Source organism: Streptomyces sp. SAS_270 (assembly GCF_052543295.1).
In genome coordinates this window covers 78833-101080 of the sequence record NZ_JBMNDS010000027.1, presented here as the reverse complement: position 1 = coordinate 101080, position 22248 = coordinate 78833, and the positions used below count along the sequence as shown (strand labels likewise).

The following is a 22248-nucleotide window of genomic DNA, read 5'->3' as shown; positions in this document are numbered from 1 at the left end:
GCGGCGGGAGTCCCTCCGCTTCCCCTGAGATCCCGGAGGATCACGCAGCGACGACTCGGGGGAGCGAAAGTTGGCACGCACGCGCGGGAACTGGATGAGCGACAGGATCACGCTGCACTCGATCCTGCAGCCGAAACAGGTGGCGCAGGCGCTGTACCACCCGGTATGGATCCCTGCGTCGGTGGATCCGTCCGTGGACCGACTCAAGAAGGCACGCATCATCGCCGGAGCCGTCGCGGCCTTCGGCGTGTACACCTTCGTGCAGCGGAAGTTCAACTTCGACGAAGTGCTGGAGAACATGCTGACGGCGTCCGTCGTCGTGCTGTTCATCACGCCGCTGTCGGTCGGCGTGATGCTCTTCGTGTGGCGGCGCACCGGAACGGTCCGCCAGATGCGGGTGCCACTCTTCAACTCGCTCAAGCTGCTGCTGTTCTTCATCGGCTCGGTCGTCGGCCTGGTGTTCCTGTGGGTGGGCACGACCGCGCTCGGGGGCTTCTGGCTGGTGCCGCTGGGCTTCACGGCGCTCTGGCTGACCGGCATGGTGGCCTACGGGGCGGTGCAGGTCTCCGGGAACTTCTTCGGCACGGCCGTCGTCCACCGGTGCCTGCCCCCGCTGCTCGCCACGATCACGACCTGGCTGATGGCGCTCCCGGACCTGCTCACCGGCGACCTGCACGGGCTCAGCTTCAAGATGGGCATCGTGTTCATCCTCGGGGCGCCGGTGACGGTCACGGCCATAGCCATGCTGGAGATGCGCCGGCTCAAGCGGCGCTACGGCATCCGGCTGAGCGCGCACCCTGCGACCCTGCCGCAGCCGCGGCCCGCGTACACACCGGTCAACAACGGGTTCATGCCGCCGCAGGGACACCCGTACCCGCCCGGGAATCCGTACGGCGCCGGACATCCCTACGCGCCGCACCCGCAGGGCAGTCCCTATCCGCCCGGATCACCGAACCCGTACGGCCAGGGACCCTACGGCCCGGGGCCCTACGGGAGCTGACCGGGCTCAGGCCATCGCGCTCAGCGTGTCCGCGAGTCGGCGGCGGCCCGCCCGTGCCGCCGGCAGGGCGGCGAGCGCGGTGGCGCCCAGCACGGCGGACGCGGCGAAGAGCAGCAGCAGAGAGACGGACGGAGCCTGGGCGATCCCGGCGCCGATGCCGCTCGACCGCCCCTGGGCGTCGATCAGCCAGTACCCCACAGGCACGCCCAGCGCGGTGCCGACGAGCACCGCGGCCAGGGCCGTGCAGCCGGTCGACGCCATGGTGACCGCGGTGATCTGCCGCGGGGACAGCCCGATCGCCTTCAGCGCCAGCAGATCCCGCTCGCCCTCGCGCACCGTGCCGCCGATCGCGGTGAGCAGTTCGATCAGCCCGATCAGGGCCAGTACGGCGATCAGCCCGACCACGACCCCGCGCAGCGGCGAGAGCCCGTCGGCCGGATTCGTCACCTCGTGCACGTCGACATGTCCGTGCCCGGCCCTCGCAAGCCCGGCGGCGACGGAGTGCGCATCGGCGCCGGCACGCAACTGCACCTGGTAGAGGGTCGGCCGCAGGGCCGGGTCGTTCTCGCGGAGGGTGTCGAGCGAGGTGGAGATGACCCGGCCGGCGTTCTCCGGCTCCAGACTGCGCCCCACGATGTGCAGGATCTGCGGCTGCTCGCCCACCGTGATCCGCACCCAGTCCCCGACCCGCACATCCATCAGGTCGAGCAGCCCCTGACCGGCCACCGCCTCGTCGCGCTCGCGCGCGGCGCGCCCCTCGGCCAGCGAGAACGGGTACGGGTCCGCGCGCGTGCCGAGGCCGCGCAGCGCGATGGTGCCCGTCTGGCCCGGGACCAGCGCCGCCACCTCGACACCCGGGTGGACGGCGGCGACCCGCGGATCGCGGGCCAGCAGCTTCCGGGCCGCCGGGTCGTCCAGGCTGTCGTCGGTCCGTACGGTGAGCGCGGCCGCGAGGCCGACCTGCTCGGGCCTGCTCTGGAAGCGGTCGATCGTGGTCCATGCGCTCAGCGCCACCACGATCAGCAGCAGCGGCAGCGCGAGCCGCGCCACCGTGGCCAGCGAACGCGGCCGCCGGGTGAACGCCTTGTGCCAGCCCAGGACCAGCGCGGGCGACAGCCGAAGACCGAACGCGCGCAGCCCGAGCGCCCGGCGCGCCACGCCCGACAGACGCCCTGCGGGCGGCGCCGCGGCCCGCAGTACGGGCACCGGAGTCACCCGCCCGGCCCGCCACGCCGCGAGGGCGGTCGTGGCCCCGATGAACAGCACCGCCGTCACAGGCACCGCCAACAGCACCGCGGTGTGGCCCGGCAGCCCCTGCCACACCCCGACCGCGTCCCCGAGACGCCCGGGAACCCGGCTGCCCAGCGCCTGCGTGAGCGCGGCGGCGACCAGCGCGCCCAGCAGGGCGAACGCCACATGCTGGAGCAGGAAGATGCGCACGACCTGGCCGGGCGTGAAGCCGATCGCCTTCAGCACCGAGATGTCCCGCAGATGACCGCGGATGCGGGTACCGATCGCCCCGTGCACGGCGAGCGCGGCGGCGACCAGGGCACCCAGGCCGAACAGCCCCAGGACCTGGCCGAGCAGCCGGTTGTCGCCCTGCGCCTCGGCACGCGCCTGCTTCCAGTTGTCGACCTCGGTGACCGCTCCGGCACCGAGAAGGGTGACGGCCCGCTGGATGACGTAGTCCGTGTCCCCGGGATCGTCCAGCCGCAGCCCGATGACCTGGCCCCCGCCGCTTGCGGCGGTGCGACCCACGGCGGAGGGGAGGGCCCAGACGAGCCCGGAGCGCTCCCCTGGGCGGTAGTGGGGCTCGGCGCTGTCGGCGACGCCCAGCACGGTCAGGGTGCGGCCGGTGCCGGGCAGGGTGAGGGTGTCTCCGGGCGCCGCCCACAGCGCACGGGCGAGGCTGCTCTCCAGCACCACCCCGTCCGGGGCGGTGGGGTCGAGCCAGTTGCCGGAGGTCATCAGCGGGCGCCCGGTGGCGGGCGGCTCGACGGTGCCGCGCAGCTCGACGGAGGCGCGGGTGCCGCGGGAGGCGACCGTCGCGGAGGCGGTGGGGTACGGGCCCGCCACCGGTCCGACGCCGTCCAGCTTCGCGAGGCGGGCCGCGTCGGCCGACGGGCCGGTGTGGATCCACACATGGGCGCCGTGCGACTGGGAGAACACCCGCTGCCAGGGGTTGGTCGCGTATCCGAAGAGCGCCGCGGCGAGCAGCAGCGAGACGACGATGCCCGCGGTGGCGAGCACGATGAACAGCGCCTCGCCGCGGTGCGTCCGCAGATCCGAGTGCGCCCAGCGCAGAGTGGCCCGCACGCCGCCTCAGCCTCCCGGCCCGCGTACGACGGAGGACTCGCCTACGACGGAGGACTCGCCTACGGGGGAAGACCCACGTACGACAGAAACCCGGTTCCCCGCCCGATGGTCGCGCACGCCGGCTCAGTCCTTCAGTTCCAGCAAGCCGGACACACCGGAGATCCCGGTGCCGGACGACGGCGCCGCGTCCAGTTCCGCGTCGTCGGCGATCCGGCCGTCGAAGAAGCTGATCACCCGGTCCGCGGCGCTCGCGAGCCGTGCGTCATGGGTGACCAGCAGGATGGTCTGGCCGCGCCCGTGAAAGCGGGACAGCAGCCGCATGACCTCGCGCGTGCCCTTGCTGTCGAGGCTCCCCGCCGGCTCGTCGGCCAGCAGCAGGGGCGGATGGTTGACCAGGGCCCGGGCCAGCGCGACCCGCTGCTGCTCGCCGCCCGACAGCTCGCCCGGCATGCTGCGCTCCTTGCCCGTGAGGCCCAGCTCGGCAAGCAGCTCCTCGCGCTCGGCGCGCGCCCGCTTGGGGGAGACCCCGGCGAGCAGGGCGGGCAGCTCGACGTTGTCGGCGACCGACAGGTTCGACACCAGGTTGAAGAACTGGAAGACGATCCCGATACGGCGTCGGCGCTCGACCGCCCAGCGGGCCTCGCCGTAGGCGTCGGTGCACTCGCCGTCGAGCCAGATGCTGCCCGAGTCGGGTCGCTGGAGCCCGCCCAGCAGATGCAGCAGGGTCGACTTCCCCGCGCCGGACGGGCCGGTGACGGCGACGAACTCACCCTGCCTCAGCGCGAGGTCCACGCCGCGCACGGCATGCGCGGGCGCACCCTCGCCGTGGTGGGTCTTCACCAGACCCTCGGCGCGCAGCAAAGGAGCGGTGTGGCTCATTCCGGCTCCTCCAACTCCTCCTGGCACCGCTCCAGCCAGTCGAGGTCGGCCTGCAGGTGCAGCATGGCGCCCTCGATGAGCAGCTGGGCGATGCGGTTGTCCCGGTTCTCGGCGGCGGCGAGTTTCGACAGGTTGCGCATGGTGTTCAGATACTGGCGGCGCTGCCTGTTGATGAGGGCTATCCGGTCGGCGAGACCGGTGGTGGGTGCCAGGGCGAGCTTCATGAAGAACTCGTCCCGCACCCGCGGCTCGTCCGCCGTCTCCTCGTACCAGGCGCGCAGCGCTTCCCGCCCGGCATCGGTGAGGTGGTAGATCTTCTTGTTGGGCCGGCTCGACTGCTCGACTTCCTCGCCCTCGATCAGTCCCGACTTCTCGAGGCGGCCGAGGGTCACATAGATCTGGCCGACGTTCGGCTGAGGGTACGCGGAGCCCAGCATCTGCTCAAGGTCCTGCTTGAGCTCGTAGCCGTGGGCCGGCCCCCGCGCCAGCAGGGCCAGGAGGGCCAGCCGCACTCGCGCTCTCCATCCTCGCGTTCTTGTGGTCGGTCGCGGGTCGCCGGACCGGAGGCCGATGTGCCGCAGGCCCTAGTATCGCCCATACCTAACAGGTATACATGGCCTCTGACGCCGAGCGAAGATGCTTGGCGCCGGTGTACGTGTACAGGGAGGAACCTATGCGGTGGATACGCGCCGCCGGTAGGGGCCTCCTGGTCGTTGCGGTCGTCCTGAGCGGTTACGTGGCCTCCGGGGCAGGGGTCGGTGGGGCCCGCGCGGGCGGCCGGGGCCCCCTCACGCTGGCCACCGCGGGCGATCTCACCAACTATCTGGGCCCGCTCCTCGACGACTGGAACCGCACCCACCCCGGTGAGAAGGTCACCCTCGTCGAACTGCCGGACTCCGCCGACGAGACCCACGCGCAGATGACGACCGACCTGCGCGGCGGCGACCGCGGCCGCTTCGACGTCCTCAACATCGACGTCGCCTGGACCTCGGAGTTCGCCGCCGCGGGCTGGATATCCCCGCTGGAGCGAGCCAGGTTCCCGCTCGACAGCTTCCTGCAGCCGGTCGTCGACACCGCGAGGTACGAGGGAAGGCTGTACGCCGTCCCGTACGTCACCAACGCGGGCCTCCTCCTCTACCGCAAGGACATCCTGGTCAAGGAGGGCGTCGCGCCGCCGCGCACCTGGGCCGAGCTGGAGCACGAGGCCAGGACCCTGGCACCGAAGTACGGCCTCGACGGCTACGCCGGCCAGTTCCTGCCGTACGAGGGCCTGACCGTGAACGCGGCCGAGGCGGTCTACTCGGCGGGCGGCACGATCCTCGGCGACGAGGGCGAACGCGTCACGGTGAACTCCGCCGCCGCCCGCGAGGGCATCGGGTTCCTCGCCCGCGGGGTGCGCGACGGCTGGATCCCGAAGAAGGCGCTGACGTACAAGGAAGAGGAGTCCAAGCAGGCCTTCCAGGACGGGCACCTGCTCTTCCTTCGCAACTGGCCGTACGCCTACGTCGGCGCCTCCGCGAAGGGCTCCGCCGTCGCCGGGAAGGTCGGCGCGGTGCCCCTGCCAGGACCCGACGGACCGGGCACGAGCGTCCTCGGCGGCTCCAACCTCGCGGTCAACAGCCACGCCCGGCACCCGGACTCGGCGCGACGGCTCATCGCCTACCTCACGAGCGCGCCGGTGCAGCGGCAGGTGCTGACCAAGGGGGCGCTGCCCCCCGTAAGGGCCGCGCTCTACGAGGATCCGGAGCTGATCCGGAAGTTCCCCTACCTGCCGACGCTGCGGGAGAGTGTGCTCGCCGCCGCCCCGCGCCCCAAGAGCCCGCACTACGACCAGGTCAGCCTGGCCGTGCAGGCCGTCGTGCACGACGCGCTGACGGGGTACGAGACGCCGGAGTCGGCGGTACGGCGGCTGGCCCGGGAGCTGGCCGCGATCTCGCGACGCTAGTTACCTGTTAGGTATCAGAGGGGTCTCGTAAGGCCCCTGAACCTGCCAAAAATACAGGACATAAGCGTCCATAGCATTTCGTCTTCCTGTCTACTCGTTGACACCCCGGCAACATGTCTACCTAACATGCATGCATAACGGCTGGCACAAACAGACAGGTCGACGGGTGTCTCTCAACACGCACCGCTGGTGGCGCGACGCAGTGATCTACCAGGTGTACGTCCGCAGCTTCCTGGACAGCACCGGTGACGGCATCGGCGACCTCGCCGGAGTCCGGGCGGGACTGCCCTACCTCAAGAAACTCGGGGTCGACGGCATCTGGCTGAGCCCCTTCTACCCCTCGCCGCAGCACGACCACGGCTACGACGTCGCCGACTACCGCGACGTGGACCCGCTCTTCGGCGACCTCGCCGAGTTCGACCTGCTGATGACCGACGCCCGCCGGCTCGGCATCAAGGTGCTCCTCGACATCGTCCCCAACCACTGCTCCAGCGAGCACCCCTGGTTCCGCGAGGCGCTCGCCGCAGCGCCCGGCAGCCCGGCCCGCGCCCGCTTCCACATCGCCGACGGCCGTGGCCCGGGCGGCGCCGAGCCGCCGAACAACTGGCATGCCATGTTCGGCGGCCCCGCCTGGTCCCGGATCACCGAACCGGACGGCACACCCGGCCAGTGGTACCTGCACATGTTCACGCCCGAGCAGCCCGACTGGAACTGGCGCGAGCCCGCGGTCGGCGCCCACTTCGAGGACGTCCTGCGCTTCTGGCTCGACCGCGGGGTCGACGGCTTCCGCATCGACGTGGCCGCCGGGCTCTTCAAGCACCCCCACCTGCCCGACTCCGACGACCCCGAGGCCGACGCCCGCACCCGCGACTCGGTCAACCCGCTCGCCTGGAACCAGCCCGAGGTGCACGACGTGTGGCGGCACTGGCGCGCGGTGTGCGAGGAGTACACCGCCCGCGACGGCCAGGAGCGGCTGCTCGTCGGCGAGGTCTCCGTGCCGACCGCCCGCGAGCACGCCGAGTACGTCCGCCACGACGAACTCCACCAGGCCTTCTTCTTCGACCTGCTCAGCGCCCCCTGGGACCCCGACGCCTTCCGCAAGGTCATCGCCGAGGCCATGCAGGACATCGCGGGCACCGGCTCCACCGTCACCTGGGTCCTCAACAACCACGACCAGGTCCGCACGGTCACCCGCTACGGCGAACCGGCCACCGAGGGCAGCGGCCTCGGCGCCGCCCGGGCCCGCGCCGCCGCACTGCTGATGCTGGCGCTGCCCGGAGCCGCGTACATCTACCAGGGCGAGGAGCTCGGCCTGCCCGAGGTCGTCGACCTGCCCGACGACGTGCTCACCGACCCGATCTTCCACCGCACCGGAAGCCGCGCCCGCATCCGCGACGGCTGCCGCGTCCCGCTGCCGTGGTCGGGGCAGGCCTCACCGTTCGGCTTCACGCCGGGCGCCGAGAGCGCCAAGCCGTGGCTGCCGCAGCCCGCCTATTTCGCCGAGTACGCCACCGACCGCGCCCTCGCCGACACCCGCTCCTTCTGGCACCTGTACCGCGACGGGCTCCAACTCCGCTCCGGACTGCCCCAGTTGGGCGAGGGCGAGCTGCGCTGGCTGGATACCCCGCCAGGCGTCCTCGGCTTCGTGCGCGGCGACGGCCTGGTCTGCGCCGTCAACTTCGGTACGGCGCCCACGCCCGCGCCCGTGGCCGGCACCCCTCTGCTGTCCAGCGGCCCCTGTGCCCCCGGCGTCCTGCCGGGCTCCACGGCCGCCTGGTGGATCAGCGACTCCAGCAATCCCTGACCCACCCATCCCTGAGCCTCCGTCAGTTCTGCACCCCTCGAAGGGACATCAACGATGATGCGACGATGTACCACCCTGCTCACGAGCTGCACCGCCCTCGCCCTGACCTTCGGCGCCACCGCCTGCGGAGGCGGCCCCGTCTCCGCGGGCGGCGGCGACAAGCCGCTCAGCGGCCAGACGGTCGATGTCGCCGGTGTCTGGTCCGGCAGCGAGCAGAAGAACTTCCAGAAGGTCCTGGACGCCTTCACCGAGAAGACCGGCGCCAAGACGCAGTTCACCTCCACCGGGGACAACGTCTCCACCGTCGTCGGCAGCAAGATCGAGGGTGGCAACGCCCCCGACGTGGTGATGGTTCCGCAGGTCGGCGTGCTCCAGCAGTTCGCGAAGAAGGGCTGGCTCAAGCCGCTGTCCAAGACCACGCAGCAGTCCGTCGACGCCGGCTACGCGAGCGTGTGGAAGAACTACGGCAGCGTCGACGGCACTCTGTACGGCCTCTACTTCAAGGCCGCCCACAAGTCGACCGTCTGGTACAGCCCCGCCGCCCTCGACCAGGCGGGCGTCAAGCCGCCGACGACGTACGACGCCATGCTGAAGGCCGGGCACACCGTCTCCGACTCGGGCCTCGCGGCGTTCTCCGTCGCCGGACAGGACGGCTGGACCCTCACCGACTGGTTCGAGAACATCTACCTCTCCCAGGCCGGACCCGAGAAGTACGACGCCCTGGCCGCCCACAAGATCAAGTGGACCGACCCGACGGTCGTCGACGCCCTCACCACGCTCGGCAAGCTGTTCAAGGACAAGCAGCTGATAGCCGGCGGCCGGAAGGGCGCCCTGAACACCGACTTCCCGGGCTCGGTCGAGAAGGTCTTCGGACCCAAGGCCGAGGCGGGCATGGTCTACGAGGGCGACTTCGTCGCCGGGGTCGCCAAGGACCAGTTCGGCAGGAAGATCGGCCAGGACGCAGACTTCTTCCCCTTCCCCGCGGTCGGCGGCGGCAAGGCACCCGTGGTCAGCGGCGGCGACGCGGCGGTCGTCCTCAAGGACGGCAAGAACCAGAAGGCCGGTATGGCGCTCCTGGAGTACCTGGCGACCCCCGAGGCGTCCGCCGTCTGGGCGAAGGCGGGCGGCTTCCTCTCCCCGAACAAGAAGCTCGCCCTCACCTCCTACGGCGACGACGTCACCCGCGAGACCGCCAAGTCCCTCGTCGCCGCCGGGGACTCGGTCCGCTTCGACATGTCCGACCAGGCCCCGGCCGCGTTCGGCGGCACCAAGGGAGCGGGCGAGTGGAAGCTCCTGCAGGACTTCCTGCGCGACCCGTCCGACCCGAAGGGGACCGCGGCGAAGCTGGAGAACGCGGCGGCCAAGGCCTACCAGGACTGATCACCGTGACCAGCACTCTCGTGAAAGAGACGAGCCCCCCGGCCGCCACGCCCGTGGCCGACCGCAGACGCCGGGCCAGGCGGCGCGGGCGGATCGTCGCCGCGCTCTTCGTCCTCCCGGCCCTGCTCCTGCTCGGCGCGCTCGTCGTCTACCCCGTGCTCTTCTCTGTCGGCCGCAGCTTCTTCGACGCCTCCGGCACCCGGTTCGTGGGCGGCGACAACTACGCCGAGATGTTCCGCGACCCCGCCACGCTCAAGGCCGTCCGCAACACCGTCGTCTGGGTGGTCGTGGCCCCGGCTCTGCTGACGGGGCTCGGCCTGATCCTCGCCGTCCTGGTGGAGAAGGTCCGCTGGGCCACCGCCTTCAAGCTCCTGCTTTTCATGCCCATGGCGGTCTCCTTCCTCGCCGCCGGCATCATCTTCCGCCTCGCCTACGACGAGGACCCGGACAAGGGTGTCCTCAACGCCGCGGTGGTCGGCCTGCACGACGCGTTCCAGGGGACCTCGTCGTACCCGACCGCCCGTGCGCGCGACGGGCACGGCCTGACCGAGGGCGCCGACGGCTCGTACGGTACGAGCGCCACCGCGTCGCCGGGCCACACCGTCGGCCTCGGGCTGGTGGGAGTCCTCCCCGGCGACCTGCCGAAGGACGCGAAGCCCGCGTACCCGGCCGCCGGGCGCAAGGCCGCCCCGGACGAACTCCGCGGCGTCGTCTACCTGGACTTCACGCCCGGCGGGGGAGGGGCGCAGGGCAAGGTCGACCGGGCCGAGAGCGGACTGCCGGGGGTGAAGGTCGAGGCGGTGCGCGACGGGAAAACGGTCGCCGGCACCACGACCGCGGCCGACGGGTCCTTCCGCTTCACGGACCTGGACTCCGGCGCGCCGTATGCCCTGCGGCTGCCCGCGTCGAACTTCGCGCCGCCCTACGAGGGCGTCTCCTGGCTCGGCCCGGCGCTCGTCACCCCGGCCATCATCGGCGCGTACCTCTGGATCTGGACCGGCTTCGCCATGGTCCTGATCGGCGCCGGGCTCGCCGCACTGCCGCGCGACGCACTGGAGGCGGCCCGGATGGACGGCGCGAACGAATGGCAGATCTTCCGCCGGATCACCGTGCCGCTGCTCGCCCCCGTGCTCACCGTGGTCTTCGTGACCCTGGTGATCAACGTGATGAAGGTCTTCGACCTCGTCTACATCATCGCCCCCGGTCCCGTGCAGGAGGACGCCACCGTGCTGGCCACGCAGATGTGGCTGGTGTCCTTCGGCGGCGGCAACAACCAGGGCCTGGGCAGCGCACTCGGCGTCCTGCTGCTGCTTCTGGTGGTCCCCGCCATGGTCTTCAACGTCCGCCGCTTCCGAAGGAGTCAACGATGAACGCGCTCAGGCGGGGGCTCGGCAACAGCCTGGTGCAGGCGTTCCTCGTGCTGGTCGGACTGGTCTGGCTCACCCCGCTCGCCGGGCTGTTCCTCTCCTCGCTGCGCTCCGCGCAGGACCAGGCGAGCGGCGGCTGGTGGACTTCGCTCGCCAGTCCCGGGCAGCTGTCCTTCGACAACTACTCGGCGCTGCTGGGCAATTCGGGCATGACCCGGGCCTTCTGGAACACGGTGCTGATCTCGGTGCCGACCACGACACTCGTCGTCGTCATCGCCGCGCTCGCCGGATACGCCTTCGCCTGGCTGGAGTTCCCGCTGCGGGAGCCGCTCTTCCTGCTCGTGGTCGCGCTGTTGGTGGTGCCCGTGCAGATCGGCCTGCTGCCGGTGGCCAAACTCTTCGGGCAGCTCGGTCTGTTCGGCACGATTCCCGGCGTCGTCCTCTTCCACGTCGCCTACGGGCTGCCGTTCGCCGTCTTCCTGCTGCGCAACTACTTCGCCGAGATGCCGAAGGAGATGCTGGAGGCGGCTCGGATGGACGGGGGCACCGAGTGGCGCATCTTCACCCGGCTCGTCCTGCCCGTCGGGCGGCCGGCCATCGCCAGCCTCGCGATCTTCCAGTTCCTGTGGGTGTGGAACGACATGCTCGTCGCGCTGCTCTTCGCCGACAGCTCCTCGCAGCCGTTGACGGTTGAACTCCAGTCTCAGATACGCCAGTTCGGCAGCAACATCGACGTGCTCGCGCCGGGGGCGTTTCTGTCCCTGGTGGTGCCGGTGGTCGTCTTCTTCGCCTTCCAGCGGCACTTCGTGCAGGGAGTGATGGCGGGGTCGGTGAAGTAGCGAACCGGGGCCGGGGGGAGGTTTTTCGCCCCCTCCGCCCCTGCCCTTCCCGTCTTCCGGGGCTCCGCCCCTGGACCCCCGCTCCTCAAACGCCGGAGGGGCTGAATTTCCACGCCGGCCGGAGAGTTTTCAGCCCGTCCGGCGTTTGAGGACGAGCGCGAAGCGCGATGCAGGGGGAGAGGGGGCGCAGCCCCCAGGACAACGGGCAGGGTAGGGGCGGAGGGGGCGAAAACCCTCCCCCGCCACCCCCCACCTCAGGGTGAAGCCGGCGGATACAGCGACCGTGGCAGCTGGGACGCCGCCGCGGCGTCCAGGAGCCACAGGGTGCGGGCACGCCCGTACGCCCCCGCGGCAGGCGCCTGTACCTCGCCCGCCCCCGACAGGGCGATCGCCGCGGCCTGCGCCTTGTCCTCGCCGGCCGCGAGGAGCCACACCTCACGAGCGGCCCGGATCGCGGGCAGCGTGAGCGACACCCGCGTGGGCGGCGGCTTCGGCGCACCGTGCACGCCGACCACCATCCGCCCCGTCTCCCGCACCGCGGGCAACTCCGGGAAGAGCGAGGCCACATGGGTGTCCGGCCCGACGCCCAGCATCAGCACGTCGAAGGTCGGCACGGAACCGTGGTTCTCGGGGCCGGCGGCGAGCGCCAGCTCCTCCGCGTACGCGGCAGCCGCCGCATCCGCGTCGGCGCCGTAGGGACCGTTCGACGCGGGCATGGCATGCACCCGCTTGGGATCCAGCGGCACCGAGTCCAGCAGGGCCTCGCGGGCCTGCGTGACATTGCGCTCGGGGTCGCCCTCGGGCAGGAACCGCTCGTCGCCCCACCACAGGTCGAGGCGGCCCCAGTCGATGGCGTCCCGGGCGGGCGCAGCGGCCAGCGCGGCGAGCAGCCCGTTGCCGTTGCGGCCGCCGGTGAGGACCACGGAGGCGTAGCCGCGCGAGGCCTGCGCGTCCACGACCTTCGTGATCAGCCGGGCGGCGGCCGCCTGGGCCATCAGCTCCTTGTCACGGTGGACGACGAGCTGCGGAGTACTCACTTCGCGGCCGCCTTCTTGGCCGGAGCCCGCTTGGCGGCGGCCTTCTTCGCCGGCGCCTTCGCGGCGGTCGCGACGGAGGCGCCCCCCGCCTCCGTCGCCTCGGACGTGGCCTCCGCCGCGGTGACGGTCAGCCGGTCCACGCCGAACCGCAGCGCCGAGGCGTAGGTGTCGTCCGGGTCGAGCCGGCGCAGCTCCTCCGCGATCAGCTCGGCCGTGTCACGGCGCTTGAGCGCCACCGCACGGTCGGGCTGGCCCTGGATGGAGAGCGTGGCGAGCGTTCCGTCCGCGCGGTCCAGGACGATCGGGCCGCAACTCGTGCCCATCCGGACGGAGGTGAGGCCGGGACCGGAGGACAGGGAACGCCTGACGGGGACGTCGAGGCGGTCCGCCAGCCACATCGCGAGCAGCTCGCAGCTGGGGTTGAACTCCTCGCCCTCCACCTCGACCTCCTCGACCTGGCAGGTGACCTGGTCGAGGGCGGCGGCCAGCATCGAGCGCCACGGCGTGATGCGGGTCCACGCGAGGTCGGTGTCACCCGGCGTGTAGGCGTCGGCGCGGGCGCTCAGCTCCCGCACCGGGGTCTCGGCCGCGTAGGTGTCGGTGACCCGGCGCTGGGCGAGCGCGCCGAGCGGGTCCCGCGCCGGGTCGAGCGGCGCGTTCACCGGCCACCAGACGACGACTGGGGCGTCCGGCAGCAGAAGCGGAAGGACCACCGACTGGGCGTGGTTGACCACCTCGCCGTACAGCCGCAGGACGACCGTCTCGCCGGTGCCCGCCTCCACGCCCACCCGCACCTCGGCGTCGAGGCGCGACTTCGTGCGGTCGCGGGGCGAGCGGGAGACACGCTTGACCACCACGAGGGTGCGCGAGGGGTGCTCGCGCGAGGCCTCGTTGGCCGCCTTGAGGGCGTCGTAGGCGTTCTCCTCGTCGGTGACGATGACGAGGGTGAGGACCATGCCGACGGCGGGGGTGCCGATGGCGCGGCGGCCCTGCACGAGCGCCTTGTTGATCTTGCTGGCCGTGGTGTCCGTCAGGTCTATCTTCATGGGCGACGCCAGCTCCGTCCGTCTCGCTCCAGCATCTGGTCCGCCTCGACGGGCCCCCACGTTCCGGACGGGTACTGCGCGGGCTTGCCGTGCTTGTCCCAGTACTGCTCGATCGGGTCGAGGATCTTCCAGGACAGCTCGACCTCCTCCGTACGCGGGAAGAGGTTCGAGTCGCCGAGCAGCACGTCCAGGATGAGCCGCTCGTACGCCTCCGGGCTCGACTCCGTGAACGACTCGCCGTAGGCGAAGTCCATGGACACGTCCCGGATCTCCATCGAGGTGCCGGGCACCTTGGAGCCGAAGCGGACCGTGATGCCCTCGTCCGGCTGGACGCGGATGACGATCGCGTTCTGGCCGAGCTCCTCCGTCGCCGTGTGGTCGAAGGGGGAGTGCGGGGCGCGCTGGAAGACCACCGCGATCTCGGTGACGCGGCGGCCCAGGCGCTTGCCGGTGCGCAGGTAGAAGGGGACGCCCGCCCAGCGGCGGTTGTCGACCTCGACCTTGATGGCCGCGTAGGTGTCGGTCTTCGACTTGGGGTCGATGCCGTCTTCCTGGAGGTAGCCGACTGCCTTCTCGCCGCCCTGCCAGCCGGTCGCGTACTGCCCGCGGACGGTGTCCTTGCCCAGGTCCTTGGGCAGCTTCACCGCGCCGAGCACCTTGGTCTTCTCGGCGGCGAGCGCGTCCGCGTCGAAGGAGGCGGGCTCCTCCATCGCGGTCAGGGCCATCAGCTGGAGCAGGTGGTTCTGGATGACGTCACGGGCGGCGCCGATGCCGTCGTAGTAGCCGGCGCGGCCGCCGATGCCGATGTCCTCGGCCATGGTGATCTGCACGTGGTCGACGTACGACCGGTTCCAGATCGGCTCGAACATCTGGTTGGCGAAGCGCAGCGCCAGGATGTTCTGGACCGTCTCCTTGCCCAGGTAGTGGTCGATGCGGAAGACCTGGTCCGGGGCGAAGACCTCCTCGACGGTCGTGTTGAGGTCCTCGGCCGACTGGAGGTCGTGACCGAAGGGCTTCTCGATGACCGCGCGGCGCCAGGAACCGCCCTCCTGGTCGGCCAGCCGGTGCTTCTTCAGCTGCTGGATGACCACCGGGAAGGCGGACGGCGGCACCGACAGATAGAAGGCGAAGTTGCCGCCCGTGCCCTGCGCCTTGTCCAGTTCCTCGATCGTGTCGCGCAGCCGCTCGAAGGCGTCGTCGTCGTCGAAGGTGCCCTGGACGAAGCGCATCCCCTGGATGAGCTGGTGCCAGACCTCCTCGCGGAACTCCGTGCGCGCGTGCTCCTTGACGGCGTCGTGGACCTCCTGCGCGAAGTCCTCGTTCGCCCACTCGCGGCGGGCGAACCCGACGAGCGAGAAGCCCGGCGGGAGCAGACCGCGGTTCGCCAGGTCGTACACGGCGGGCATCAGCTTTTTACGTGACAAATCGCCCGTAACGCCGAAGATCACCAGGCCCGACGGCCCCGCGATACGCGGGAGCCGTCGGTCCGCGGCGTCACGGAGCGGATTCGCTCCGGTGACGGGGGAAGGTGACAAGGTTTCAGCCCTCCGAGGGGGCGAGGCGCTGGAGCTCCGCCTCGGTCGACTTGAGCAGGTCGTTCCAGGACGCCTCGAACTTCTCGACGCCCTCGTCCTCCAGCAGCTGGACCACGTCGTCGTAGGAGATCCCGAGCTTCTCGACGGCGTCGATCTCGGCGCGCGCCTGCTCGTAGGTACCGGCGATGGTGTTGCCGGTGATCTGCCCGTGGTCCTCGGCGGCGAACAGGGTCGCCTCCGGCATGGTGTTCACCGTGTTCGGCGCGACCAGGTCGTCGACGTACAGGGTGTCCTTGTAGGCCTTGTCCTTGACGCCGGTCGAGGCCCACAGCGGACGCTGCCTGTTGGCCTGCGCCTTGTCGAGAGCGGCCCAGCGGTCAGAGGAGAAGACCTCCTCGTACGCCTGGTAGGCGAGCCGCGCGTTGGCGAGGCCGGCCTTTCCGCGCGCGGCCTTGGCCTCGTCGGTGCCCAGGGCGTCGATCCGCTTGTCGATCTCGGTGTCCACGCGGGACACGAAGAACGACGCCACCGAGTGGATCTTGGAGAGGTCCAGGCCCGCGGCCTTCGCCTTCTCCAGGCCCGCCAGGTAGGCGTCCATGACCTCGCGGTAGCGCTCCAGCGAGAAGATCAGCGTGACGTTGACGCTGATGCCCCTGCCGATGACCTCGGTGATCGCGGGCAGGCCCGCCTTGGTCGCCGGGATCTTGATGAGCGTGTTCGGACGGTCCACCAGCCAGGCCAGCTGCTTGGCCTCGGCGACGGTGGCGGTGGTGTGGTGGGCCAGGCGCGGGTCGACCTCGATGGAGACCCGGCCGTCCTGGCCGCCGGTCGCGTCGAAAACCGGGCGCAGGATGTCGGCGGCGTCACGGACGTCCGCCGTCGTGATCATGCGGATGGCCTCTTCGACGGTGACCTTGCGGGCGGCGAGATCGGTGAGCTGCTGCTCGTAACCGTCACCGCTGCTGATCGCCTTCTGGAAGATCGACGGGTTGGTGGTGACGCCCACGACGTGCTGCTGGTCGATCAGTTCCGCGAGGTTGCCGGACGTGATCCGCTTGCGCGACAGGTCGTCCAGCCAGATCGCGACGCCTTCCTCGGAGAGGCGCTTGAGTGCGTCTGTCATGGAAATTGCATCTCCTACGTGTCGTATATCAGCGTCAGCGCTGGGCTGCGGCGATCGATTCCCGGGCTACGGCGGCGACGTTCTCGGCAGTGAAACCGAACTCCTGGAAGAGCACCTTGCCGTCGGCGGAAGCCCCGAAGTGCTCCAGGGAAACGATGCGACCCGCGTCCCCGACGAACCGGTGCCAGGTCAGACCGATCCCGGCCTCGACCGCGACCCGTGCCTTCACGGACGGCGGCAGGACGCTGTCCCGGTACCCCTGGTCCTGCTCCTCGAACCACTCCACGGACGGCATCGAGACCACCCGCGTCGGGACCCCCGAGCCCTGGAGCTGCTCGCGCGCCTCGACGGCGACGTGCACCTCGGAGCCGGTGGCGATGAGGATGACCTCGGGCGCGCCGCCCTCGGCCTCGAACAGCACGTAACCGCCCTTGGCGGCGTCCTCGTTGGCCTCGTACGTCGGCACACCCTGGCGGGTCAGCGCCAGACCGTGCGGGGCGCCCTTGCCGAAGACCTTCGTCCAGCGCTTGAGGATCTCGCGCCAGGCGATCGCCGTCTCGTTGGCGTCGGCGGGGCGGACGATGTTCAGGCCGGGGATGGCACGCAGCGTCGCCAGGTGCTCGACCGGCTGGTGGGTGGGGCCGTCCTCGCCCAGACCGATGGAGTCGTGCGTCCACACGTACGTCACCGGCACGTGCATCAGAGCCGACAGCCGGACCGCGTTGCGCATGTAGTCGGAGAACACCAGGAAGGTGCCGCCGTAGATACGCGTGTTGCCGTGCAGCGCGATGCCGTTCATCTCCGCGGCCATCGAGTGCTCACGGATACCGAAGTGGATCGTTCGGCCGTACGGGTCCGCCTCCGGCAGCGGGTTGTCCGCCGGGAGGAAGGAGCTGTTCTTGTCGATGGTGGTGTTGTTCGAGCCCGCGAGGTCGGCCGAGCCGCCCCACAGCTCGGGGATCACCGCGCCGAGCGCCTGCAGGACCTTGCCGGACGCGGCACGCGTCGCGACACCCTTGCCCGCCTCGAAGACCGGGATCTTCTCCTCCCAGCCCGTCGGCAGCTCGCCCGCGGCGATGCGGTCGAACTCGGCGGCGCGCTCGGGGTTGGCGGTGCGCCAGGCGGCGAAGCCCTTCTCCCACTCGGCCTTGGCCTGGGCGCCGCGGTCGAGGGCCTCACGGCTGTGCGCGAGCACCTCGTCGGCGACCTCGAACGACTTCTCGGGGTCGAAGCCCAGCACACGCTTGGTGGCCGCGACCTCGTCGTCACCGAGTGCCGAGCCGTGCGCGGCCTCGGTGTTCTGCGCGTTCGGGGCCGGCCAGGCGATGATCGAGCGCATCGCGATGAACGACGGCCGGTCGGTGACGGCCTTCGCCGCCTCGATCGCGTCGTACAGGGCGTGCGGGTCGAGGTCACCGTCCGGCTTCGGGGCCACGCGCTGCACATGCCAGCCGTACGCCTCGTACCGCTTGACGGTGTCCTCGGAGACCGCGGTCTCGGTGTCGCCCTCGATCGAGATGTGGTTGTCGTCCCACAGCAGGACCAGGTTGCCGAGCTTCTGGTGACCGGCCAGCGAGGACGCCTCGGCGGAGATGCCCTCCTGGAGGCAGCCGTCACCGGCGATCGCGAAGATGAAGTGGTCGAACGGAGAGGTGCCGGGGGCGGCCTCCGGGTCGAACAGACCGCGTTCGTAGCGCGCGGCCATCGCCATGCCCACGGCATTGGCGACACCCTGGCCGAGCGGGCCGGTCGTGGTCTCGACGCCCGTGGTGTGCCCGTACTCGGGGTGGCCGGGGGTCTTGGAGCCCCACGTCCTGAACGCCTTCAGGTCGTCCAGCTCCAGGCCGAAACCGGCCAGGTACAGCTGGGTGTAGAGGGTCAGGGACGAGTGACCGGCGGACAGGACGAATCGGTCCCGTCCCACCCAGTCGGCGTCCGCCGGGTCGTGCCGCATCACCTTCTGGAAGAGGGTGTACGCGGCAGGCGCCAGGCTCATCGCCGTACCGGGATGGCCGTTGCCGACCTTCTGTACGGCATCGGCGGCCAGGACGCGGGCGGTGTCAACGGCCCGCTGGTCCAACTCGGTCCACTCGAGGTCTGTGGTGGTCGGCTTGGTGCTCACCCTGGGTCAGGGCTCCTCTCCACATGTCACGCATGTCGAATGCCGGTGCACTGGGCGCCCACCGGCCGTTGTCGAGCCTACCCCCGTAAGAACGTGCGTTTTTTCGAGTCATTCCAGACTGCCGGGACTCTTCACGATCCGCCTCCCGGCCGGTGCGTTCCTTATTCGGCAGGTGAATACGGAGTCGCTCGTTCGAGTACTCAATTGAGTGGCACCCGGCTCTTCGTGCGAGGGGTCGGAAGCGGTCCGGCCCGCTCTTCGCGGGCGCTCCCCAACACGACCCCACCCCCGCGAAGGTCGGGGTCTGGGCAACGTCTACAGTGGCGTGGTACGCGCGAGCCTTTACCGGGAGTTCACACCCGGGGCTTGCTGGGATGTCTCTGTCAGGGGTGTGCGTGACGGCCGTCGAATCCCGTCCAGCCGGGGTGCTCGCGGAGAGCAGCAGCCGGGGCCAGCGGCCGTTCGGGGCCCGTGTCAAGGCGTTTGTGGCGCTGACCAAGCCGCGGATCATCGAACTGCTGCTGATCACCACCGTTCCGGTGATGTTCTTGGCCCAGCAGGGTGTGCCCGACCTGAAGCTGGTGCTCCTCACCTGCCTCGGCGGCTATCTGTCCGCGGGCGGCGCCAACGCGCTGAACATGTACATCGACCGTGACATCGACGCCCTGATGGAACGCACCTCGCAGCGCCCGCTGGTCACCGGCATGGTCAGCCCCCGCGAGTGCCTGGCCTTCGGCATCTCGCTGGCGGTCGTCTCGACGCTCCTGTTCGGCCTGACCGTCAACTGGCTGTCGGCGTGGCTGTCGCTCGGAGCGCTCCTCTTCTACGTCGTCGTCTACACGATGATCCTCAAGCGGCGTACGTCGCAGAACATCGTCTGGGGCGGCATCGCGGGCTGTCTGCCGGTGCTCATCGGCTGGTCGTCCGTCACGAACTCCATGTCGTGGGCGCCGGTCATCCTCTTCCTCGTCATGTTCTTCTGGACGCCGCCGCACTACTGGCCGCTGTCCATGAAGGTCAAGGACGACTACGCGCGCGTGGGCGTGCCGATGCTGCCGGTCGTCGCCTCCAACAAGGTGGTCGCCCGCCAGATCGTCATCTACAGCTGGGGAATGGTCGCGGTCTCGCTGCTGCTCACCCCGCTCGGCTACACCGGCTGGTTCTACACGGTCGTCGCCCTGGCGGCCGGCGGCTTCTGGCTCTGGGAGGCGCACGGGCTGCAAAACCGTGCCAAGGCCGAGGCGACGGGCGGCAAGCTCAAGGAGATGCGCCTGTTCCACTGGTCCATCACCTATGTGTCGATCCTCTTCGTGGCCGTCGCGGTGGACCCCTTCCTGCGCTAGGCACTCGGCTCTCCGCTCGGGCGGGGCGCGTGGTCAAGGCCACGCACCCCGCCCGTCGCCGTTTGATCTACCCGTCGGTAGCATCCTGGCCATGGCAGACACCCAGCAGGTTGACGAGAGCACCGGCGCCGCCCAGGACGCCAGGGCCGAGCGCAGGACGGCCAAGCTCGCGAAGCAGATCTCCGCCTTCGCCACGGCGCACGGCGGTGCCGAGGGACAGATCGCGTACATCGGCCAGAAGGGCGCCCGGATCGTGCTCGTCGGCGAGGACGGCGGCTGGGGCGACCTCGTGGCACCCACCCACGCGATCGCCGAGCAGGCCGTGCGGAAGGCCGGGATCACCGTGCACGAGACGTTCGACGGGGAGTTCGCGGCCAAGGTCGAGACCGGGCCGTACGAGTGGAAGCGGATGGCGGGCATCCAGGTCGGCGGCGCCGGCAAGGGCTGACGACGCCCCCGGTGCGCGGCCTCGCCGACGGCCGACAACTGTCGGTTGTTCGCACGGGGTGTGGGAGAGCAGCACCTGATGACCGGTTCACCCGTTAGGACCTGAAGAGGCACGGTCCAGTCACGGGGAGCCCGGATGATCGAAACGCCGTCCCTGGTGGACCAGTACTGCCACGGCGTACTGAGGACGGAGCTGGGCCTCGGCACCTTCGAGGCCCACCTCGCCCGCACCGAGGGCCCGCCGGCTCCCGGCACCACCTTCTTCGACACCCAGACCGGATTCGCCGTACGCCGCTGGTGTCCGCCGCTGCTGGGTCTGGAACCGCACTGCCCGCCCGCCCGCTACCTGGCGCGGCGCCGCGAACTCGGTGTCCTGGAGACGGGACGCCGGCTGCTGCGGGGCAGCGGCATCACGACGTACCTCGTCGACACCGGTCTGCCCGGCGACCTCACCGGACCGCGCGAGATGGCGTCCGCGGGCGACGCCCAGGCGCACGAGATCGTCCGTCTGGAGCTACTGGCAGAACAGGTCGCGGACACCTCGGGCACCGTCGAGTCCTTTCTCGCCAATCTCGCCGAGTCCGTCCACGGGGCCGCCGCGAACGCCGTGGCCTTCACCTCCGTGGCGGGCGTACGGCACGGTCTGGCGCTCGCGCCGGAGCCGCCCGGGCCGGGGGAGGTGCGGGGCGCGGTGGGCCGCTGGCTCACCGGGCGCCGGGTGGGCGGGCCGCTGAGCGATCCGGTGGTGCTCAGACATCTGCTGTGGATCGCGGTGGCCTCCGGCCTGCCCCTCCAGCTGCACGCCGGACTCGGCGAACCCGGCCTGCGGGTGGACCGCACCGACCCCGTGCTGCTCACCGACTTCGTCCGCGCCACGGCCGGCCTCGGCACCGACCTCGTCCTGCTGTACGGCTACCCGTACCACCGGCACGCGGCACACCTGGCCGGTGTCTTCCCGCACGTCTACGCCGACGTGGGCGCGGCCCTGGTGCGGACGGGGGCGCGCGCGGCGGCCGTACTGGCGGAGATCCTCGAACTCGCGCCCTTCGGCAAGGTCCTCTTCTCCAGTGGCGCACACGGGCTGCCCGAACTTCATGTGGTCGGCGCACATCTCTTCCGGGAGGCGCTCGCTCGGGTCCTCGGCGGCTGGGTCGCCGAGGGGGCGTGGTCCCTGGCCGACGCGCAACGTGTGGCGGGGCTGATCGCGGCGGGGAACGCCCGGCGGGTGTACGGGGTGGAGTGAGCGCCGCAGAATGTGCGGATGGCAGACAGGCAATCCACGGACCGGCTGCTCGACGACTTCCTCGCCGCGGTCGGAGATCTCGCCCCCGTCGCCGTATGGGCACACGGGTCCCTGGCCGGCGGTGACTACCAGGAGGGCCGCAGTGACCTCGATCTGATCGCGGTTGTGGAGCGTCCGATGACGTTGGCCGGCGTGCGCGGCGTGGTCCGGCTGCATCGGGGGCTGCGGAAGGCGGGGCCGCTCGCCGAGAACGTGCACTGCAGCTATCTGACGCCCGATGCGATGGCCGACGTCGACCACTCCCACCTCACCTGGGCCCACGACCGGCTGATGCGCAGGCCCGTCACCCCGGTCACCCGCCGCGAACTGCACGCCTTCGGGCTCGTGCTGGACGGCAAACCGCCCGAGGACCTGCTGCCGCCCGTGTCGGACGCCGAGCTGCGCGAGTTCGTCGTACGCGATCAGCGGGAGTTCTGGCGGCCCTCGGTGGACAAGGCCCGGCTGTGGACGCGGGACATCTGGGTCGACCTGGGCATGGTGACCTTCGCCCGGGCGAGCGTCACGCTGCGGGAGGGCCGGCTGATCTCGAAGCGGGAGGCCCTGGACCTCCTGCTGGGGCTGGGGGCGCCTGTCGAGGTGGTCGACGACATCGGCGGGCGGCGGTACGGCGGTGACTGGCGTGCCGGAGCGGCCGCCGAGGCCCGGGAGCCTTTGCCGCCGGCCGGTCCGTGGCTCGACCGCCGTGCCGAGCTGACCCGGGCGTTCCTGGGGCCCGCGATCGACCGACTGGTCGCGGCGTACGGATGAGCGTGCGGGCCGGGC

18 protein-coding genes are annotated in these 22248 nt (G+C 70.8%); 10 read left to right on the top strand and 8 right to left on the bottom strand.

The window, feature by feature from the left end:
- Positions 1-94 precede the first annotated feature (94 nt).
- Entirely contained in the window at positions 95-1000 is a 906-nt protein-coding gene (locus ACN6LB_RS20070; protein WP_445027123.1) for a DUF3824 domain-containing protein, read from the top strand.
- A gap of 6 nt (positions 1001-1006) precedes the next feature.
- On the opposite strand, the gene ACN6LB_RS20065 is transcribed toward ACN6LB_RS20070, so the two are convergent.
- The 3 genes from ACN6LB_RS20065 to ACN6LB_RS20055 all read right to left on the bottom strand — a co-directional run bounded on the left by ACN6LB_RS20065 (position 1007) and on the right by ACN6LB_RS20055 (position 4707).
- Positions 1007-3316, bottom strand: a complete 2310-nt coding sequence (locus ACN6LB_RS20065; RefSeq protein ID WP_445027122.1) for an ABC transporter permease — start codon at positions 3314-3316, stop codon at positions 1007-1009.
- Between the two features lie 123 nt (positions 3317-3439).
- Positions 3440-4195: an ABC transporter ATP-binding protein gene (locus ACN6LB_RS20060; RefSeq protein WP_445027121.1), complete on the bottom strand. Its 756-nt coding sequence runs from the start codon at positions 4193-4195 to the stop codon at positions 3440-3442.
- On the bottom strand, positions 4192-4707 hold the full coding sequence (locus ACN6LB_RS20055; protein ID WP_356144942.1) for a PadR family transcriptional regulator: 516 nt from the start codon (positions 4705-4707) through the stop codon (positions 4192-4194). The genes ACN6LB_RS20060 and ACN6LB_RS20055 overlap by 4 nt, the downstream gene beginning before the upstream one ends.
- Positions 4708-4868: 161 nt before the next feature.
- Here ACN6LB_RS20055 and ACN6LB_RS20050 point away from each other — a divergent pair, with 161 nt between their 5' ends.
- From ACN6LB_RS20050 to ACN6LB_RS20030, 5 genes are all read left to right on the top strand, one after another.
- Positions 4869-6140 carry an ABC transporter substrate-binding protein gene (locus tag ACN6LB_RS20050; protein ID WP_445027120.1) on the top strand — a complete coding sequence of 424 codons (1272 nt, stop codon included), beginning with the start codon at positions 4869-4871 and terminating at the stop codon, positions 6138-6140.
- A gap of 130 nt (positions 6141-6270) precedes the next feature.
- Positions 6271-7944, top strand: coding sequence for a glycoside hydrolase family 13 protein (locus tag ACN6LB_RS20045; RefSeq protein ID WP_445027119.1), 1674 nt, complete (start codon positions 6271-6273; stop codon positions 7942-7944).
- 54 nt (positions 7945-7998) lie between these two features.
- Positions 7999-9324, top strand: a complete 1326-nt coding sequence (locus ACN6LB_RS20040) for an ABC transporter substrate-binding protein (protein WP_445027118.1) — start codon at positions 7999-8001, stop codon at positions 9322-9324.
- 5 nt (positions 9325-9329) lie between these two features.
- The gene (locus ACN6LB_RS20035) at positions 9330-10694 is read left to right on the top strand and encodes an ABC transporter permease (RefSeq protein ID WP_356144934.1); all 1365 of its coding nucleotides are present in this window, start codon (positions 9330-9332) and stop codon (positions 10692-10694) included.
- Complete coding sequence (locus ACN6LB_RS20030) at positions 10691-11530, top strand: carbohydrate ABC transporter permease (RefSeq protein ID WP_445027117.1); 840 nt, start codon at positions 10691-10693, stop codon at positions 11528-11530. The genes ACN6LB_RS20035 and ACN6LB_RS20030 overlap by 4 nt, the downstream gene beginning before the upstream one ends.
- A gap of 254 nt (positions 11531-11784) precedes the next feature.
- Here ACN6LB_RS20030 and pgl read toward each other — a convergent pair whose 3' ends face one another.
- Genes pgl through tkt form a run of 5 tightly spaced genes read right to left on the bottom strand, consistent with a single transcriptional unit; the run spans position 11785 to position 18393 of the window.
- A complete protein-coding gene (pgl, locus tag ACN6LB_RS20025; protein WP_445027116.1) occupies positions 11785-12567 on the bottom strand; it encodes a 6-phosphogluconolactonase in 783 nt (260 codons plus the stop codon).
- Positions 12564-13613, bottom strand: coding sequence for a glucose-6-phosphate dehydrogenase assembly protein OpcA (gene opcA, locus ACN6LB_RS20020; protein WP_445027115.1), 1050 nt, complete (start codon positions 13611-13613; stop codon positions 12564-12566). Before opcA ends, pgl begins: the two co-directional genes overlap by 4 nt.
- The gene (zwf, locus tag ACN6LB_RS20015; protein ID WP_356142540.1) at positions 13610-15148 is read right to left on the bottom strand and encodes a glucose-6-phosphate dehydrogenase; all 1539 of its coding nucleotides are present in this window, start codon (positions 15146-15148) and stop codon (positions 13610-13612) included. Before zwf ends, opcA begins: the two co-directional genes overlap by 4 nt.
- Positions 15149-15152: 4 nt before the next feature.
- Positions 15153-16271 carry a transaldolase gene (tal, locus tag ACN6LB_RS20010; protein ID WP_356142542.1) on the bottom strand — a complete coding sequence of 373 codons (1119 nt, stop codon included), beginning with the start codon at positions 16269-16271 and terminating at the stop codon, positions 15153-15155.
- 34 nt (positions 16272-16305) lie between these two features.
- On the bottom strand, positions 16306-18393 hold the full coding sequence (tkt, locus tag ACN6LB_RS20005) for a transketolase (protein ID WP_445027114.1): 2088 nt from the start codon (positions 18391-18393) through the stop codon (positions 16306-16308).
- A 389-nt stretch (positions 18394-18782) separates the two neighbouring features.
- On the opposite strand from tkt, the gene ACN6LB_RS20000 reads away from it, so the two are divergent.
- The 4 genes from ACN6LB_RS20000 (at position 18783) to ACN6LB_RS19985 (ending at position 22233) form a co-directional block, all read left to right on the top strand.
- Positions 18783-19736 (top strand): heme o synthase, encoded by a 954-nt coding sequence (locus ACN6LB_RS20000; RefSeq protein WP_445027129.1) that lies wholly within the window; start codon positions 18783-18785, stop codon positions 19734-19736.
- A 91-nt stretch (positions 19737-19827) separates the two neighbouring features.
- Complete coding sequence (locus ACN6LB_RS19995) at positions 19828-20184, top strand: hypothetical protein (protein WP_356142546.1); 357 nt, start codon at positions 19828-19830, stop codon at positions 20182-20184.
- A 135-nt stretch (positions 20185-20319) separates the two neighbouring features.
- The gene (locus ACN6LB_RS19990) at positions 20320-21426 is read left to right on the top strand and encodes an amidohydrolase family protein (protein ID WP_445027113.1); all 1107 of its coding nucleotides are present in this window, start codon (positions 20320-20322) and stop codon (positions 21424-21426) included.
- 18 nt (positions 21427-21444) lie between these two features.
- On the top strand, positions 21445-22233 hold the full coding sequence (locus tag ACN6LB_RS19985) for a nucleotidyltransferase (RefSeq protein WP_445027112.1): 789 nt from the start codon (positions 21445-21447) through the stop codon (positions 22231-22233).
- Positions 22234-22248 lie beyond the last annotated feature (15 nt).